This is a genomic window from Citrobacter sp. CF971 (genome assembly GCF_006385635.1).
Taxonomy (GTDB): Bacteria; Pseudomonadota; Gammaproteobacteria; order Enterobacterales; family Enterobacteriaceae; genus Citrobacter; species Citrobacter freundii.
On the sequence record NZ_CP041051.1, the window covers coordinates 273,074 to 289,016 of the forward strand.

At 55.7% G+C, this 15,943-nt stretch carries 19 protein-coding genes and 1 riboswitch; of the genes, 9 read left to right on the plus strand and 10 right to left on the minus strand.

Going from position 1 to position 15,943, the window contains the following annotated elements; all coding sequences use genetic code 11:
• Nucleotides 1-254 precede the first annotated feature (254 nt).
• Nucleotides 255-467, plus strand: coding sequence for a cold shock protein CspG (cspG, locus tag E6P06_RS04775; RefSeq protein ID WP_003033098.1), 213 nt, complete (start codon nt 255-257; stop codon nt 465-467).
• Between the two features lie 119 nt (nt 468-586).
• Here cspG and thiH read toward each other — a convergent pair whose 3' ends face one another.
• From thiH to E6P06_RS04810, 7 genes are all read right to left on the minus strand, one after another.
• Nucleotides 587-1,720 carry a 2-iminoacetate synthase ThiH gene (gene thiH, locus E6P06_RS04780; protein ID WP_139934985.1) on the minus strand — a complete coding sequence of 378 codons (1,134 nt, stop codon included), beginning with the start codon at nt 1,718-1,720 and terminating at the stop codon, nt 587-589.
• Nucleotides 1,717-2,487, minus strand: coding sequence for a thiazole synthase (gene thiG / locus E6P06_RS04785; protein WP_032937281.1), 771 nt, complete (start codon nt 2,485-2,487; stop codon nt 1,717-1,719). The genes thiH and thiG overlap by 4 nt, the downstream gene beginning before the upstream one ends.
• 1 nt (nt 2,488) lies before the next feature.
• The gene (thiS, locus tag E6P06_RS04790) at nt 2,489-2,689 is read right to left on the minus strand and encodes a sulfur carrier protein ThiS (RefSeq protein WP_003033088.1); all 201 of its coding nucleotides are present in this window, start codon (nt 2,687-2,689) and stop codon (nt 2,489-2,491) included.
• Complete coding sequence (locus tag E6P06_RS04795) at nt 2,670-3,428, minus strand: HesA/MoeB/ThiF family protein (protein ID WP_032937282.1); 759 nt, start codon at nt 3,426-3,428, stop codon at nt 2,670-2,672. The genes thiS and E6P06_RS04795 overlap by 20 nt, the downstream gene beginning before the upstream one ends.
• Complete coding sequence (thiE, locus tag E6P06_RS04800; protein WP_032937283.1) at nt 3,421-4,056, minus strand: thiamine phosphate synthase; 636 nt, start codon at nt 4,054-4,056, stop codon at nt 3,421-3,423. The genes E6P06_RS04795 and thiE overlap by 8 nt, the downstream gene beginning before the upstream one ends.
• Nucleotides 4,056-5,954 carry a phosphomethylpyrimidine synthase ThiC gene (gene thiC / locus E6P06_RS04805; RefSeq protein ID WP_048216976.1) on the minus strand — a complete coding sequence of 633 codons (1,899 nt, stop codon included), beginning with the start codon at nt 5,952-5,954 and terminating at the stop codon, nt 4,056-4,058. The genes thiE and thiC overlap by 1 nt, the downstream gene beginning before the upstream one ends.
• An 80-nt stretch (nt 5,955-6,034) precedes the next feature.
• Nucleotides 6,035-6,157: riboswitch (TPP riboswitch) on the minus strand.
• Between the two features lie 51 nt (nt 6,158-6,208).
• Nucleotides 6,209-6,697: an Rsd/AlgQ family anti-sigma factor gene (locus tag E6P06_RS04810; protein ID WP_003033077.1), complete on the minus strand. Its 489-nt coding sequence runs from the start codon at nt 6,695-6,697 to the stop codon at nt 6,209-6,211.
• Between the two features lie 96 nt (nt 6,698-6,793).
• Between E6P06_RS04810 and nudC the strand changes: the two genes are divergently transcribed.
• The 6 genes from nudC to E6P06_RS04840 all read left to right on the plus strand — a co-directional run bounded on the left by nudC (nt 6,794) and on the right by E6P06_RS04840 (nt 11,159).
• Nucleotides 6,794-7,567 (plus strand): NAD(+) diphosphatase, encoded by a 774-nt coding sequence (gene nudC / locus E6P06_RS04815; protein ID WP_003033074.1) that lies wholly within the window; start codon nt 6,794-6,796, stop codon nt 7,565-7,567.
• A 50-nt stretch (nt 7,568-7,617) separates the two neighbouring features.
• Nucleotides 7,618-8,682 (plus strand): uroporphyrinogen decarboxylase, encoded by a 1,065-nt coding sequence (gene hemE, locus E6P06_RS04820; protein WP_057102433.1) that lies wholly within the window; start codon nt 7,618-7,620, stop codon nt 8,680-8,682.
• Nucleotides 8,683-8,691: 9 nt separating this feature from the next.
• Nucleotides 8,692-9,372 (plus strand): deoxyribonuclease V, encoded by a 681-nt coding sequence (gene nfi, locus E6P06_RS04825; protein ID WP_003033072.1) that lies wholly within the window; start codon nt 8,692-8,694, stop codon nt 9,370-9,372.
• A 33-nt stretch (nt 9,373-9,405) separates the two neighbouring features.
• Complete coding sequence (locus E6P06_RS04830) at nt 9,406-9,996, plus strand: YjaG family protein (protein ID WP_003842015.1); 591 nt, start codon at nt 9,406-9,408, stop codon at nt 9,994-9,996.
• A gap of 186 nt (nt 9,997-10,182) precedes the next feature.
• On the plus strand, nt 10,183-10,455 hold the full coding sequence (hupA, locus tag E6P06_RS04835) for a nucleoid-associated protein HU-alpha (RefSeq protein WP_001044509.1): 273 nt from the start codon (nt 10,183-10,185) through the stop codon (nt 10,453-10,455).
• 11 nt (nt 10,456-10,466) lie between these two features.
• A complete protein-coding gene (locus E6P06_RS04840; RefSeq protein ID WP_003842011.1) occupies nt 10,467-11,159 on the plus strand; it encodes a DUF1481 domain-containing protein in 693 nt (230 codons plus the stop codon).
• Nucleotides 11,160-11,220: 61 nt separating this feature from the next.
• Here the strand turns inward: E6P06_RS04840 and zraP are convergent, their stop codons facing one another.
• Nucleotides 11,221-11,664, minus strand: a complete 444-nt coding sequence (gene zraP / locus E6P06_RS04845) for a zinc resistance sensor/chaperone ZraP (protein WP_032945657.1) — start codon at nt 11,662-11,664, stop codon at nt 11,221-11,223.
• An 18-nt stretch (nt 11,665-11,682) separates the two neighbouring features.
• Nucleotides 11,683-11,871: a hypothetical protein gene (locus E6P06_RS04850; protein ID WP_139934986.1), complete on the minus strand. Its 189-nt coding sequence runs from the start codon at nt 11,869-11,871 to the stop codon at nt 11,683-11,685.
• 57 nt (nt 11,872-11,928) lie between these two features.
• On the opposite strand from E6P06_RS04850, the gene zraS reads away from it, so the two are divergent.
• Complete coding sequence (gene zraS, locus E6P06_RS04855; protein ID WP_139934987.1) at nt 11,929-13,314, plus strand: two-component system sensor histidine kinase ZraS; 1,386 nt, start codon at nt 11,929-11,931, stop codon at nt 13,312-13,314.
• 5 nt (nt 13,315-13,319) lie between these two features.
• On the plus strand, nt 13,320-14,645 hold the full coding sequence (zraR, locus tag E6P06_RS04860) for a sigma-54-dependent response regulator transcription factor ZraR (RefSeq protein ID WP_139934988.1): 1,326 nt from the start codon (nt 13,320-13,322) through the stop codon (nt 14,643-14,645).
• Here the strand turns inward: zraR and purD are convergent.
• On the minus strand, nt 14,642-15,931 hold the full coding sequence (purD, locus tag E6P06_RS04865; RefSeq protein ID WP_003033057.1) for a phosphoribosylamine--glycine ligase: 1,290 nt from the start codon (nt 15,929-15,931) through the stop codon (nt 14,642-14,644). The genes zraR and purD overlap by 4 nt on opposite strands.
• Nucleotides 15,932-15,943 lie beyond the last annotated feature (12 nt).

Below are 15,943 nucleotides of genomic sequence, written 5' to 3' on the forward strand. Positions count from 1 at the left end.
TCAACATTGCATCACTCAGTGGGTATTAAAAAAATTAATGCTTGCTTAATGATTAGAAGTAGGTCTACTATAGCGGCATCGGTTTGGAACACAGACCTTATGCAAGCAGTTTTAGTAAAGCAGTTCTCAGTTCAAGCGTTATCCTCAGATACTCTTCTTCATGAGCCTCCTCCCTAAGTGCCCCATAAGTTAATTTCTGCAAAACAGGCCATCTTCGCTGCATAAGCGGCTCAAAAACATGAAAGGAAGTATCTATGTCTAACAAAATGACTGGTTTAGTAAAATGGTTTAACTCTGATAAAGGCTTCGGCTTTATCACTCCTCAGGACGGTAGCAAGGATGTGTTTGTGCATTTTTCCGCTATCCAGAGTAACGATTTTAAAACGTTAGACGAAGGTCAAAAGGTGGAGTTCTCCGTGGAGAATGGCGCTAAAGGCCCGTCTGCTGTTAACGTTGTCGCGCTGTAAACGCCGATAATTTCACGAAGGCTTACGATAGCGATGAAGGCCAGAGCCCGAGCAGTTAAGCACCAGTGAAGAAAAAACCCGCGAAAGCGGGTTTTTTTGTTTATGCGATAGCGTTGGACTTAGGGCATCTGTGCCGCGCGTCCCAGATAGCTGTCCCAGTCTTTCCACACGGGCTGTAATCCCTGCGCCATCAGTGCTTCAGCAACGGCTTCCGGGCGACGATCGTCGTGCGGGGAGAACTGTTCCAGTTCGGGGTGGTTATCGGCATAACCACCGGGCTGGGTTTTTGAGAAGGCGCTGACGTTGTTGATCGCCAACGGGATCACATGGTCACGAAACCATGGCGATTCGCGGGTGGAGAGCGACAGCTCAATTTCTGGTGCCAGTAAACGAAACGCGCAAATGGTCTGGACCAACTGTCGCTCATCCATGATCGATGCAGGCTCAACGCCTCCGGTGCATGGGCGCAGGCGAGGGAAGGAGATAGAGTAGCGGCTCTGCCAGTAATGCTGCTGCATCCACAGCAGATGTTCAGCTACCATATAGCAGTCAACCCGCCAGCTGTCGGACAAACCAATCAACGCGCCAAGACCGATTTTGTCGATCCCTGCGCGGCCCAGCCGGTCCGGCGTTTCCAGTCGCCAGAAGAAATCCTGCTTTTTCCCCTTCAGATGGTGGCGGGCGTAAATCGCCTCATGATAGCTCTCCTGATACACCATCACGCCATCCAGCCCCAGCGTCTTCAGCTCCGCATATTCAGCCTCTGACAGCGGCTGTACTTCCATCTGTAAAGAAGCAAACTGGCGGCGAATGGCAGGCAAATGGCGACGAAAGTAATCCATCCCCACTTTGGCCTGATGTTCACCGGTGACCAGTAGCAGATGCTCAAAGCCCAGCTCACGGATAGCCGCACACTCACGTTGTATCTCATCTTCGTCCAGCGTTTTGCGTTTGATACGGTTGCTCATCGAAAAACCGCAGTAGGTGCAGTCGTTGGCACAAAGGTTGGAGAGATACAACGGCACGTAAAAGCTCACCGTGTTGCCAAAACGCTGGCGGGTGAGCTTTTGCGCCCGTTGCGCAAGCGGCTCCAGATAATCGGCGGCGGCAGGAGAGAGCAATGCCATCAGATCGTCGCGACTAAGATGCGAAGCGTTGAGGGCGCGCTCCACATCAGCGGCGGTTTTACCGTTGATGCGCAGGCGGATGTCGTCCCAGTCCAGCTGTCGCCAGCGGTCGCTGAAGGTATTCATGCCAGTGCCTCCAGAAATCCCGTCAACGGGCTGGTGGCCTGCGCGAGCGAGCTTTTGCTGCCGGGGACGGCCTGGCGCGCCAGAAGGCCCGCTTCAACCGCCAGACGGAAAGCGGTGGCCATCATCACCGGATCGTCCGCCACGGCAATCGCCGTGTTGACCAACACCGCGTCAGCGCCCATTTCCAGCGCCTGCGTCGCATGGCTGGGCACGCCGATCCCGGCGTCGACCACCACTGGCACAGTGGCCTGTTGGATAATAATCTCCAGCATCGCTTTGGTTTCCAGCCCCTGGTTAGAGCCGATAGGTGCGCCGAGCGGCATCACCGCCGCGCAGCCCACGTCTTCCAGCCGCTTGCACAGTACCGGGTCCGCACCGCAGTAGGGCAGCACCACAAAGCCCTGTTTCACCAGCGCTTCGGCAGCTTTTAGTGTTTCAATCGGATCCGGCAATAGCCAGCGGGCATCTGGGTGGATTTCTAATTTCAGCCAGTTTGTGCCCAACGCTTCACGCGCCAGTTGGGCGGCGAAAATCGCCTCTTCAGCGGTTTTCGCTCCGGAGGTGTTAGGCAGCAGCGTCACGCCCGCGTCGATAAGCGGGGCCAGAATGGCATCGTTATGCTGGCGCAAATCCACGCGCTTCATGGCCAGCGTGACCAGCTGGCTGCCGGAGGCGCGAATCGCCTCGACCATCAGCTGCGATGAGGCAAATTTTCCGGTACCGGTGAACAGATGTGAACCAAACGTTTTGTCGGCAATACGTAACATATCAACCCCCTGCAATAACCTGAAAAAGCAGGATCTGGTCGCCTTCCTGCACGATTTGCTGCTGCCACTGCTCGCGCGGCAGGATCTGCTGATTGAGCGCCAGCGCCGCGCCCGGTTTAAGCTGATTAAGCTCGGTGAGCAGCCCGCTGACGGTTTGTCCCTCGGCGCACTGCATCGGCTCATCATTGAACTGAATCTGCATGTTGCCCTCCACATACCGGGCAGCCATTGGCCCGACGCAGCGCAAGGCTGCGCCACTGGCTGGTTTTACCGTCAAACAGGCGTAACTCGCCGCTGGGCGTCGCAATGCCGCTAAGCAGTTTGATGGCTTCCAGCGCCTGCAAGGTGCCCATCACGCCGACAACCGGGCCGACGATACCGGCGGTACGGCAGTTGCGTTCAGGCTCTACATCATCCGGCCACAGGCAGCGGTAACAACCTTGCTCCCACGGTGGCGTGAGCACCATCAACTGGCCGCCGAAACCGACGGCGCTGGCGGTAACCAAAGGTGTATTCAGCGACACGCAGGCGGCGTTAATTTCCTGACGCGTGGCCATGTTGTCGGTACAGTCGAGCACCACGTCGGCACGCGCTACCGCATGCCGGAGCGCATCGCCTTTCAGTCGCTGCTGGAGCGATACCAGTTCGATATCTGGGTTGAGCCGCGTCAGGCGCTGCTGGGCAATCTGCGATTTTGAACGCGCGATATCATCAGTGGTAAACAGGATCTGGCGCTGCAGATTGCTCAAATGAATGTCGTCATCGTCTACCAGCGTCAGTTTGCCGATACCTGCTCCCGCCAGATACAGCGCGGCAGGCGAACCTAACCCGCCTAAACCGATAATCAGCACATGGCTGTCGAGCAGCTTTTGTTGGCCCTCAATAGCGATATCGCCGAGCAGGATCTGCCGGCTGTAACGCATAAAGTCGCGGTCATTCATCGCCGACTCCCGCTATGTCGAGCAGCTGCGCCGTGGCTGCCTGCCAGTCAGCCGCCTGGGTAATGGCGCTGACCACGGCAATGCTGCCGACGCCGGTTGCCAGCACCGCGGGCGCACGTTCCAGGCTGATGCCGCCAATGGCGACGGTCGGGTAATCGGCCAGTCGTTCAATATGACTTGCCAGCTGCGTCAGCCCCTGCGGAGCGGAAGGCATCTGCTTGGTTTGCGTGGGGAAAACGTGGCCGAGTGCGATATAAGAAGGCTTAGCAGCGAGCGCGACATCAATCTCCATATCATCGTGAGTGGAAACCCCCAGGCGTAAGCCCGCCGCCTGAATCGCCTTCAGGTCGGTGGTTTCGAGGTCTTCCTGGCCCAGATGCACGCCGTAGGCGTTGTGCTTAATCGCCAGCCGCCAGTAATCGTTAATAAACAGGCGGGCGTCATAGCGACGCCCCAGCGCGATGGCGGCGATAACGTCGGCTTCCACCTCTTCATCGCGTTTATCTTTGATACGCAGCTGGATTGTGCGTACGCCCGCCTCCAGCAGACGTTCAATCCATGCAACGCTGTTCACTACCGGGTAAAGTCCGAGTCGGAACGGTACGGTTGGGAAATCAGGCTGATACATCAGGCTTCCTCCCGTTTGAGGTAAATTTCGCCGCCTTTGGCGCGGAAGTTTTCCGACATATCCGCCATCCCCACTTCAATGGTTTGCGCAGCGGCGTAGTCGCGTACTTCCTGGCTGATTTTCATTGAGCAGAATTTCGGCCCGCACATGGAACAGAAGTGGGCGACCTTGCCGGACTCTTGCGGCAGGGTTTCATCGTGATAGGCACGGGCGGTAAACGGGTCGAGCGCGAGGTTAAACTGATCTTCCCAGCGGAATTCGAAGCGCGCTTTCGACATGGCGTTATCGCGGATCTGCGCGCCCGGATGCCCTTTGGCTAAATCCGCGGCGTGGGCGGCGATTTTGTAGGTGATCAGCCCCTGCTTCACATCTTCTTTGTTCGGCAGGCCGAGGTGCTCTTTCGGCGTCACGTAGCACAGCATCGCACAGCCGAACCAGCCGATCATTGCCGCGCCAATGCCGGAGGTGAAGTGGTCATAGCCCGGTGCGATATCGGTGGTCAACGGCCCTAAGGTGTAGAACGGTGCCTCGTGGCAGCTCTCCAGCTCTTCGGTCATGTTGCGCTGAATCATATGCATCGGCACGTGGCCCGGGCCTTCAATCATCACCTGTACGTCGTATTCCCAGGCGATTTTGGTCAGCTCGCCCAGCGTATGCAGCTCGGCGAACTGCGCTTCGTCGTTGGCATCCTGAATCGAGCCAGGGCGTAGACCGTCGCCCAGTGACAGGGAAACGTCGTAGGCGGCACAGATTTCGCAGATCTCGCGGAAATGTTCGAACAGAAAGTTCTCTTTGTGATGTGAGAGGCACCATTTCGCCATAATTGAACCGCCGCGTGAGACAATTCCGGTCAGGCGTTTAGCGGTCATCGGCACGTAGCGCAGCAGCACGCCAGCATGAATGGTGAAGTAGTCGACGCCCTGTTCGGCCTGTTCCAGCAACGTATCGCGGAACGCTTCCCAGGTGAGATCTTCGGCGATCCCGTTGACCTTCTCCAACGCCTGGTAGATCGGTACGGTGCCGATCGGCACCGGGCTGTTACGCAGGATCCACTCGCGGGTTTCGTGAATATAGCGACCGGTGGAGAGGTCCATCACCGTATCTGCGCCCCAGCGGGTCGACCACACCAGTTTTTCTACCTCTTCTTCGATAGAGGAAGTGACCGCCGAGTTACCGATGTTGGCATTCACCTTCACCAGGAAGTTGCGGCCGATGATCATCGGCTCGGATTCCGGGTGGTTGATGTTGGCGGGAATAATCGCCCGGCCCGCAGCGACTTCATCACGCACGAATTCCGGGGTGATATTTTCCGGCAGACGAGCGCCAAAGTTCATCCCCGGATGCTGGTGGCGCAGCACTTCACTACGAATACGCTCGCGGCCCATATTTTCACGGATGGCGATAAACTCCATCTCCGGCGTGACGATCCCCTGACGGGCGTAGTGCAGCTGGGTCACGCGCTTACCGGCTTTGGCGCGCTTTGGCGTCAGCAGGCCGCTGAAACGCAGCTCGTCCAGGCCATCGTCGGCCAGGCGCTCTTTGGTGTAAGCGGAGCTGCGGTCGTCTAATTCTTCGCTGTCGTTACGCGCCGCAATCCACGGCTGGCGCAGTTTCGCCAGACCCTGCTGGACGTTAATCGCCACGTCAGGATCGCCATACGGCCCGGAGGTGTCGTACACCGGCACGGCTTCGTTGTCTTCAAATTGCGGGTTGTCTTTGCTGCCGCCAATCAGCGTCGGGCTAAGCTGGATTTCGCGCATCGGAATGCGGATATCCGGCTGCGAACCGGTAATATAAATGCGTTTTGAGTTAGGGAAGGCGGTCCCTTCCAGGGTATCGATAAAGTGTTGGGCTTGCGCGCGCTGTTCGCGGCGTGATGGTTTAGTAGTGGCAGACATAGCTCATTCCAAAAAAGTAAGGACGTGGCTTGTCAGACGACGGATGAAGCAAGAGAGGCGATCGCCCAAAGGCGAACGGTTGTAGATTGACTCTTGTTCCCTTCGCAGGTCTTAACCTGATCAGGTTCCGCGGATCCCGAATTAACGGTCTCAGCCTTTTCCACTCATGCTGTTGTGGAAAATAAGCACTCCGACAAGAAGTAACCTCTATCTTAGAGGTAATGAATGTAAACTACGCGTTAATGCGACAAATCTCAAGCAGGACGTTTGAGAGTGCCACTCTCGTGCATCGCATCAAATACCAGCATGATCAGCTTATCTTCGAGCACGAACCGGGCTTCCAGCGCTTCGCCGAGATCCGATAAAACCTTTTGAAACTCAAGGAAGTTATCATGATCAATCGCAGTTTCCAGGCTGGAGTCATAGTAGTCCATGATCAGCTGCGTATTAGCTTCCAGCAGCGGCCAAATTTTTGTGGCTTTTAAAAGCTGCCCGTTCCCTTCCAATTTATGGAGAATACGTTCATAAATACTGAAGTGTCCGGTGGAGAGGTAATCGACCAGGCTCTGACAAAAATCATCCAGCGCCTTTTCATTAAGTCGCATGTACGATTCTTTGCCAGGCTTAATGCCAACCAGATTGTAGTAAGCCACGAGCAGGTGCTTACGTACATGTAGCCAGCGATCAACCAGTTTATTACTTCCTCCGACGTGCTCCGTCAGGCTTTCCAGCTGGTTTAGCATGATTGACTCCGCAAGATGGTGTTTAGGAACTGCTCACCCGTAAATGTAAAAATAATGTAAACAACATGCCTGTGAAGCAAAGGTTGCGCAAGAGATATGGATCGTATAATTGAAAAATTAGATAGCGGCTGGTGGATTGTCAGTCATGAGCAAAAGTTATGGTTACCTCATGGCGAGCTACCTTATGGCGACGCAGCCCGTTTTGATCTGATTGGTCAGCGCGCGCTGCCAATAGGCGAGTGGGAAGGGGAAACTGTCTGGCTGGTGCAGCAGCAGCGTCGACACGATATGGGGTCGGTGCGCCAGGTCATTGACCAGGACGTTGGCCTGTTTCAACTGGCCGGACGAGGCGTACAGCTGGCGGAGTTTTACCGCTCGCATAAATTCTGCGGTTACTGCGGCCATCCCATGCACCCGAGTAAAACGGAGTGGGCGATGCTCTGTAGTCACTGCCGCGAACGTTATTACCCGCAAATTGCTCCCTGTATAATCGTCGCTATTCGCCGAGATGATTCCATCCTGCTCGCCCAACATGTTCGCCATCGCAACGGCGTGCATACCGTGCTGGCAGGTTTTGTCGAAGTGGGCGAAACCCTTGAGCAGGCGGTGGCGCGTGAAGTCATGGAAGAGAGCGGCATTAAGGTGAAAAACCTGCGTTATGTCACTTCTCAGCCGTGGCCGTTCCCACAGTCTTTGATGACCGCATTTATGGCGGAGTATGATAGCGGCGAAATCGTCATCGACCCGAAAGAGCTGCTGGAAGCGAACTGGTATCGCTATGACGATTTACCGCTCTTGCCCCCGCCGGGTACTGTCGCGCGTCGATTGATTGAAGATACTGTGGCAATGTGTCGGGCTGAGTACGAGTAAAGAGCGAGTGGTGATACACTGATGGACTGACGCAATAAGGAACTGCAAAAATGACCGAACTGAAGAACGATCGTTATCTGCGTGCGCTGCTGCGCCAGCCCGTCGATGTCACTCCGGTATGGATGATGCGCCAGGCAGGCCGTTATCTACCGGAATACAAAGCTACCCGTGCCGAAGCGGGCGATTTTATGGCGCTGTGCAAAAATGCCGAGCTGGCCTGCGAAGTTACGCTGCAGCCGCTGCGTCGCTATAAACTTGATGCCGCGATCCTCTTCTCCGATATCCTGACGATCCCGGATGCGATGGGACTCGGGCTGTATTTTGAAGCAGGAGAAGGTCCACGCTTCACCTCTCCGATTACCAGCAAGGTTGACGTCGACAAACTGCCGATCCCGGACCCGGAAGATGGGCTTGGATACGTGATGAACGCGGTGCGCACTATCCGCCGTGAACTGAAAGGCGAAGTGCCGCTGATCGGCTTCTCCGGTAGCCCGTGGACGCTGGCGACCTACATGGTTGAAGGCGGCAGCAGCAAAGCCTTCACCGTGATTAAAAAGATGATGTATGCCGACCCTAAAGCGCTGCATCTGCTGCTTGATAAGCTGGCGAAGAGCGTCACGCTGTATCTGAACGCGCAGATTAAAGCTGGCGCGCAGTCGGTGATGATTTTCGATACCTGGGGCGGTGTGTTGACCGGTCGCGACTATCAGCAGTTCTCCCTGTACTACATGCACAAAATCGTCGATGGCCTGCTACGCGAGAACGAAGGTCGTCGCGTACCTGTGACCCTGTTTACCAAAGGCGGTGGTCAGTGGCTGGAAGCGATGGCGGAAACCGGTTGTGATGCGTTAGGTCTCGACTGGACCACTGACATTGCCGATGCGCGTCGTCGTGTAGGTCATAAAGTGGCGCTACAGGGCAATATGGATCCGTCCATGCTGTATGCACCGCCAGCCCGCATCGAAGAAGAGGTGGCGACAATTCTGGCCGGATTCGGTCAGGGCGAAGGGCATGTCTTTAACCTGGGTCACGGCATTCATCAGGACGTCCCGCCAGAACATGCGGGTGTCTTTGTGGAGGCGGTACATCGGTTGTCCGAACAGTACCACCGTTAAGGAGTCATTATGGATCTCGCGTCATTACGCGCGCAGCAGCTTGAACTGGCCTCTTCATTGATCCGCGAGGATCGTCTGAAGAACGATCCGCCGGATCTGATCGGCGGGGCGGACGTTGGGTTTGAGCAGGGTGGCGAAGTGACGCGAGCCGCGATGGTCTTACTGAAGTATCCCACGCTTGAACTGGTTGAATACAAGGTGGCGCGTATCGCCACTACCATGCCTTACATTCCCGGTTTTCTCTCCTTTCGTGAAACCCCCGCGCTGATGGCCGCCTGGCAACTGCTCTCGCACAAGCCAGATCTGCTGTTCGTTGACGGGCACGGAATTTCGCACCCGCGCCGTCTGGGCGTGGCCAGCCATTTTGGCCTGCTGGTGGACGTCCCAACGATCGGTGTGGCGAAAAAACGGCTGTGTGGCAAGTTTGAACCGCTCGCTGCTGAACCCGGTGCGCTAGTGCCATTGCTGGATAAAGGCGAACAGCTGGCATGGGTCTGGCGCAGCAAAGCGCGCTGTAACCCGTTGTTTATCTCTACGGGCCACCGCGTGAGTATGGACAGCGCACTGGCGTGGGTACAACGCTGTATGAACGGCTATCGTCTGCCGGAACCAACGCGCTGGGCAGATGCGGTGGCATCCGAACGCCCGGCTTTTACGCGGCTTGCAGCAAAAGCGCCCCATATCGGGTAAACTGCGGCTAATTTCCGTATTTGAGAACTCATCATGTTACAAAATCCGATTCACCTGCGTCTGGAGAAGCTGGAAAGCTGGCAGCACGTCACATTTATGGCCTGTCTGTGCGAACGCATGTACCCGAATTACGCCATGTTCTGCAAGCAAACTGAATTTGGCGATGGACAGATTTACCGCCGAATTCTGGATCTGATTTGGGAAGCGCTGACGGTTAAAGACGCGAAAATCAATTTCGACAGCCAGTTGGAAAAGTTTGAAGAGGCCATTCCTTCTGCAGACGATTACGATCTGTACGGCGTTTATCCGGCGATTGATGCCTGTGTGGCATTAAGCGAACTGATGCATTCACGTCTTAGCGGTGAAACGCTGGAGCATGCAATTGAAGTTAGTAAAGCTTCGATTACGACGGTAGCGATGCTGGAAATGACCCAGGCTGGTCGCGAAATGACCGATGAGGAGCTCAAAGAGAACCCTGCCGTTGAGCAAGAATGGGATATTCAGTGGGAAATTTTCCGACTTTTAGCCGACTGTGAAGAACGCGATATTGAGCTGATAAAAGGGCTGCGTGCAGACCTGCGCGAGGCTGGCGAGAGCAATATTGGTATAAATTTTCAGCAATGACACCACAAAACGTGATTTAACGCCTGATTTGTCGTGCCTGAAGGCTTCCCATCCGCCCCCGGTCTGGTCTACATTTGGGGGGCGAAAAAAAGTGGCTATCGGTGCGTGTATGCAGGAGAGTGCTTTTCTGGCATTTCCGTCGCACTCGATGCTTAGCAAGCGATAAACACATTGTAAGGATAACTTATGAACAAGACTCAACTGATTGATGTAATTGCAGACAAAGCAGAACTGTCTAAAACACAGGCTAAAGCTGCTCTGGAATCCACTCTGGCTGCTATTACTGAGTCTCTGAAAGAAGGCGATGCTGTACAACTGGTTGGTTTCGGTACCTTCAAAGTGAACCACCGTGCTGAGCGCACTGGCCGCAACCCGCAGACCGGTAAAGAAATCAAAATTGCCGCAGCTAACGTACCGGCATTTGTTTCTGGTAAAGCACTGAAAGACGCGGTTAAGTAATTCGCGTGGCAGTGAACAGTTTTAACGAAGGGGCGGTTTCGCCCCTTTTGTCCATCTGGCGTCATACGCTTTGGCTTTCAGGTGTTCTGTTACTGTCTGCCTGCGGTAGCCATTCTGAGCTTCCTCCGTTCACGGCCAGCGGCTATGTTGGCGATCAGGGGGCGGTACGCATTTGGCGTAAAGACTCCGGTGACGATGTTCACTTGCTCTCGGTATTTAGTCCGTGGCGAAAAGGCGAAACCACTACCAGTGAATACCGCTGGCAGGGTGATTCGCTCTCTCTCATAGAACTCAACGTTTACAGTAAACCGGCTGAACATGTCCGTATACGCTTCGATGACCGGGGCGAACTGAGCTTCATGCAGCGTGAAGTCGACGGGCAAAAGCAGCAGCTTTCCAGCGATCAAATCGCGCTTTACCGCTATCGCGCCGATCAAATTCGCCAGACCAGCGATGCGCTGCGTCAGGGACGGGTGATATTGCGTCAGGGACGTTGGCATGCGGATAACACGGTCACAACCTGTGAAGGTGAAACGCTGAAGCCAGACCTGGAGTCGTGGGCAATAAACCATATCGAGCGCCGCCAGAAACATTCATCCGTAGAGGTGAGTGTGGCATGGCTGGAAGCGCCCGAAGGGTCGCAGCTACTGCTAGTCGCCAATGAAGATTTTTGTCACTGGCAGCCTACAGCCAAAACTTTCTGAAAACCTGAAGACAGGTAGTCAGCAGGCCTGATCCGTATGGCGTCATCAGGCATTAAGTCTTTTACCAGTGACCCATTCCCATATGGCCGCCGCCGCGATGGTTACCGCCACCGCCGCATCCGCCGTAGCCCATTCCCGCGCCACGTGGCACGCCAGCCTGCGCCATTGCGACATCGCGTTTAACACGCTGCTCGTCCAGAGACTGGTTCAACGCTTCCATCTCTTTTGCAACGGCATTAATTTTTGCCGTGTCCGGCGAGCTGGCCGTTAATAGTGCATTGTACTCATAACGTTTGGATGTCAGCTGTTGGCGCAACGCGCTGGTCTGGGAGTAGTAATCATCATAGATTTTCTGTGCGGCAGCCTGCTGTTCAGCGGTCATTGGGGTACCGCCCCGTTGCTGCATTCCATCACCATATCCCCAGTGATTCTGCGCCAGTACCGGGGTGGAGCCCAGTGCGATAAGAGAAAGTGCAATCAGTGCCAGTTTGTTGTTCCGTTTCATCGTTCGTTCTCCTGTTGGTTAGCTTACATTCCCTTTTGCATCTTCCGTGCCAAAGCGGCAATCCCAGTCCTGCGGGCGTTGTACCCGCCGTCTTTGCAGGGAAACGAGTAAAAATGACCCGCCAGAACGCGCCTGCGAGTCATTTTTACCCGGTACTTTCAGCTGTTTGTGTCTGAGGGCAGGGTTATCAGGGGGAAAAAATGGCATGATTTCTGCTGTATACCTGCAACGATGAAAGGAACAAGTGGGGTGAAGGGAGAGCGTATGCGTCTTTATAAGGATACGGTGGCAAAGTGGTTGAGCCGACTCTTGCTGGCGGCAATCCTGATGTTAGTCGGCTGGTTTTCGATTATGACCATACGGGACTATGGTCGGGAAAGTGATGCCGCCCGACAAACACTACTGGAAAAAGGCAGTGTGTTGATTCGCGCCCTGGAGTCCGGCACCCGTGTAGGCATGGGGATGCGCATGCATCATGCCCAGCAGCAGACGCTCCTGGAGGAAATGGCCGTACAACCAGGCGTGCTATGGTTTGCCGTCGTCGATGAGCATGGTGTCATTATTACTCACAGCAATTCCGCGATGGTCGGGAAAACGCTCTATTCACCGGATGTCCTGCGACAGCTTAGTCCCGGGGAGCAAGAAAGCTGGCGGAATATTGAAATTCCAGCGAGGGATGGTGAAAAAACGCCGGCCCTGGAAATTTATCGCCAGTTTCAGCCGATGTATGGTCCAGGACGCCACGGCATGGCGCGCTGTGCCAGCAATGACGGGCAGCTTATCACCCCAGCGCAAATCATATTTATCGCCTTTGATGCCAGCGATCTGACAGCGACTCAGGCAAGAGAGTGGCGTAACACACTGATAGTCCTCTGTGCGCTGGCGGCTGTGTTGCTGGCTACCGTACTGACGTTCTTCTGGTATCAGCGCTATCAGCGTTCGTACAAAGAACTTCAGGATGCGATGAAGCGTAAAGAAAAACTGTTAGCGCTCGGGCATCTTGCGGCTGGAGTGGCGCATGAAATTCGTAACCCGCTTTCATCGATCAAAGGTCTGGCGAAGTATTTTGCCGAGCGAACCCCGGCAGGAGGCGAGTCGCATGAGCTGGCACAGGTGATGGCAAAAGAGGCGGATCGTTTAAATCGGGTGGTGAGCGAGCTGCTGGAGCTGGTGAAGCCTGCACATCTGACGCTGCAACAGGTTGATCTCAATGAGGTTATCACCCACTCATTACACCTGGTGGGTCAGGATGCGGCAAGCAGGGAAATCCAGCTCCGCTTTTCGGCCAATTCTACGCTGCCCGCTATCCAGGCCGATCCTGACCGACTGACTCAGGTTTTGTTAAATCTGTATCTGAACGCCATTCATGCGATTGGTCGTCAGGGCACGATCACGGTTGAAGCGAATGAAAGCAGCGGCGATCGCGTTAAAATTGTGGTTACCGATAGCGGGAAGGGAATTGCAGCGGAACAGCTGGAGGCCATTTTTACGCCTTACTTTACAACCAAAGCTGACGGAACCGGCCTCGGGCTGGCGGTAGTGCAGAACATTATCGAACAGCATGGTGGCACCATTCAGGTGGCAAGCGTTGAGGGCAAAGGTGCGACCTTTACCCTTTGGCTGCCGACCAAAGCGAAACAACAGGATTAACAAGGATGACGCGCGGAAAAATCAATATTCTGGTAGTAGATGACGATATCAGCCACTGCACCATTTTACAGGCGCTGCTGCGCGGCTGGGGTTATGAGGTCGCGCTGGCCTATAGCGGGCGAGCGGCGCTGGAACAGGTGCGCGAACGCGTATTTGATTTAGTGCTGTGTGATGTACGCATGGCGGAGATGGACGGTATCGCAACGCTGAAAGAGATTAAAGCGCTGAATCCGGCGATTCCGGTCTTGATCATGACGGCGTTCTCCAGCGTAGAGACCGCCGTTGAGGCGCTTAAAACCGGGGCGCTGGACTACTTAATCAAGCCGCTGGATTTTGACCGTCTGCAGGAGACGCTGGAAAAGGCGCTGGCGCATACGCGGGAAATGGGCGCTGAACTGCCATCGGCGTCGGCTGCGCAGTTTGGCATGATTGGCAGCAGTCCGGCGATGCAGAAGTTGCTCAATGAAATCGCGATGGTTGCGCCCTCAGATGCGACAGTGCTCATTCACGGAGACTCCGGCACGGGGAAAGAGTTGGTGGCCCGGGCGCTGCATGCCAGCAGCGCCCGTCGCGATAAGCCGCTGGTGACGCTCAACTGCGCGGCGCTTAATGAATCGCTGCTGGAGTCCGAGCTGTTTGGTCACGAGAAAGGGGCGTTTACCGGGGCGGATAAACGCCGGGAAGGGCGCTTTGTGGAAGCCGATGGTGGCACGTTATTTCTTGATGAAATTGGCGATATCTCACCGCTGATGCAGGTGCGTTTGCTGCGGGCTATCCAGGAGCGAGAAGTGCAGCGAGTTGGTAGCAATCAGACCATTGCGGTTGATGTCCGGCTGATAGCCGCTACGCATCGCGATCTAGCAGAGGAAGTCAGCGCCGGGCACTTTCGTCAGGATCTCTACTATCGTCTGAACGTCGTCACTATTGAAATGCCAGCGCTGTGCCAGCGCCGGGAAGATATTCCGCTGTTAGCCGAACATTTTCTCCAGCGTTTTGCCGCGCGTAACCGTAAAGCGGTGAAAGGCTTTACTCCGCAGGCGATGGATCTGCTGATCCACTACGACTGGCCGGGCAATATTCGTGAGCTGGAAAATGCGATTGAGCGCTCGGTGGTGCTGCTGACGGGGGAATATATTTCCGAACGTGAACTGCCGATGGCGATTGCCGCGACGCCGATAAAAACGGAATTCAGTGGCGAGATCCAACCGCTGGTGGATGTCGAAAAGGAGGTGATTCTGGCGGCGCTTGAAAAAACGGGCGGCAATAAAACGGAAGCCGCCCGTCAGTTAGGCATTACGCGTAAAACGCTGCTGGCGAAAATTTCGCGTTAGCGTTGCTCGCGTTCAATGGCACGCCAGCCGATGTCGTTACGGCTGAAGCTGCCATCCCAGCGGATGTCGGTCATCAGGGCGTAAGCGCGTTTCTGCGCTTCAGCCACGGTGTTACCCAGCGCGGTGGCGCACAGCACGCGACCACCGTTGGTCAGCACGCGATCGTCTGCAGACAGTTTGGTACCCGCGTGGAACACTTTACCGTCAGCGACGTCTTCCAGCGGCAGACCGTGGATCTCATCGCCGGTATTGTAATTACCCGGATAACCTCCGGCGGCAATGACCACACCCAGCGAGGCGCGTTCGTCCCACTCGGAGGTTTTCTCATCCAGCTTGCCGTCACAGGCGGCGAGGCACAGCTCCACCAGATCGGACTTCATGCGCAGCATGATCGGCTGGGTTTCCGGATCGCCGAAGCGGCAGTTGAACTCGATAACCTTCGGGTTGCCCTGTTTGTCGATCATCAGACCCGCGTACAGGAAACCGGTATAGGTGTTACCTTCCGCCGCCATGCCTTTCACGGTTGGCCAGATGATGCGTTCCATGGTGCGCTGGTGGACTTCGTCAGTCACTACCGGAGCAGGGGAGTAGGCACCCATCCCGCCGGTGTTCGGGCCAGTGTCGCCATTGCCCACGCGCTTGTGGTCCTGGCTGGTGGCCATCGGCAGCACGTGCTCACCGTCGACCATGACAATAAAGCTCGCTTCTTCACCGTCGAGGAACTCTTCAATCACGATGCGGTGGCCCGCGTCGCCAAACGCGTTGCCGGCCAGCATGTCATGAACCGCGGCTTCGGCTTCCTCCAGCGTCATCGCCACGATAACGCCTTTCCCGGCAGCCAGGCCATCGGCTTTGATAACGATCGGCGCGCCTTTCTCGCGCAGGTAAGCCAGCGCAGGTTCGATTTCGGTGAAGTTCTGGTACTCCGCCGTTGGGATCTGGTGGCGCGCGAGGAAATCTTTGGTGAAGGCTTTGGAGCCTTCCAGCTGCGCGGCACCTTCGGTTGGGCCGAAGATTTTCAGACCGGCGGCGCGGAAGGCATCAACCACGCCAATCACCAGCGGCGCTTCCGGGCCAACGATGGTCAGATCGATCTTCTCGTTCTGGGCAAAGTCCAGCAGCGCCGGGATATCGGTTACGCCGATGGCCACGTTTTGCAGCGTGGGTTCCAGCGCGGTGCCCGCATTGCCCGGGGCGACAAATACTGTTTCGACTTTTGGCGACTGCGCCGCTTTCCACGCCAGGGCGTGCTCGCGCCCGCCGTTGCCAATCACTAATACTTTCATCGTCTGCTCCGT

Bases quoted from the DNA above. Each gene is read 5' to 3' on its own strand.
- cspG (WP_003033098.1), top strand. From the start codon at position 255: ATGTCTAACAAAATGACTGGTTTAGTAAAATGGTTTAACTCTGATAAA.
- thiH (WP_139934985.1), bottom strand. From the start codon at position 1,720: ATGAATACCTTCAGCGACCGCTGGCGACAGCTGGACTGGGACGACATC.
- thiG (WP_032937281.1), bottom strand. From the start codon at position 2,487: ATGTTACGTATTGCCGACAAAACGTTTGGTTCACATCTGTTCACCGGT.
- thiS (WP_003033088.1), bottom strand. From the start codon at position 2,689: ATGCAGATTCAGTTCAATGATGAGCCGATGCAGTGCGCCGAGGGACAA.
- E6P06_RS04795 (WP_032937282.1), bottom strand. From the start codon at position 3,428: ATGAATGACCGCGACTTTATGCGTTACAGCCGGCAGATCCTGCTCGGC.
- thiE (WP_032937283.1), bottom strand. From the start codon at position 4,056: ATGTATCAGCCTGATTTCCCAACCGTACCGTTCCGACTCGGACTTTAC.
- thiC (WP_048216976.1), bottom strand. From the start codon at position 5,954: ATGTCTGCCACTACTAAACCATCACGCCGCGAACAGCGCGCGCAAGCC.
- E6P06_RS04810 (WP_003033077.1), bottom strand. From the start codon at position 6,697: ATGCTAAACCAGCTGGAAAGCCTGACGGAGCACGTCGGAGGAAGTAAT.
- nudC (WP_003033074.1), top strand. From the start codon at position 6,794: ATGGATCGTATAATTGAAAAATTAGATAGCGGCTGGTGGATTGTCAGT.
- hemE (WP_057102433.1), top strand. From the start codon at position 7,618: ATGACCGAACTGAAGAACGATCGTTATCTGCGTGCGCTGCTGCGCCAG.
- nfi (WP_003033072.1), top strand. From the start codon at position 8,692: ATGGATCTCGCGTCATTACGCGCGCAGCAGCTTGAACTGGCCTCTTCA.
- E6P06_RS04830 (WP_003842015.1), top strand. From the start codon at position 9,406: ATGTTACAAAATCCGATTCACCTGCGTCTGGAGAAGCTGGAAAGCTGG.
- hupA (WP_001044509.1), top strand. From the start codon at position 10,183: ATGAACAAGACTCAACTGATTGATGTAATTGCAGACAAAGCAGAACTG.
- zraP (WP_032945657.1), bottom strand. From the start codon at position 11,664: ATGAAACGGAACAACAAACTGGCACTGATTGCACTTTCTCTTATCGCA.
- E6P06_RS04850 (WP_139934986.1), bottom strand. From the start codon at position 11,871: ATGCCATTTTTTCCCCCTGATAACCCTGCCCTCAGACACAAACAGCTG.
- zraS (WP_139934987.1), top strand. From the start codon at position 11,929: ATGCGTCTTTATAAGGATACGGTGGCAAAGTGGTTGAGCCGACTCTTG.
- zraR (WP_139934988.1), top strand. From the start codon at position 13,320: ATGACGCGCGGAAAAATCAATATTCTGGTAGTAGATGACGATATCAGC.
- purD (WP_003033057.1), bottom strand. From the start codon at position 15,931: ATGAAAGTATTAGTGATTGGCAACGGCGGGCGCGAGCACGCCCTGGCG.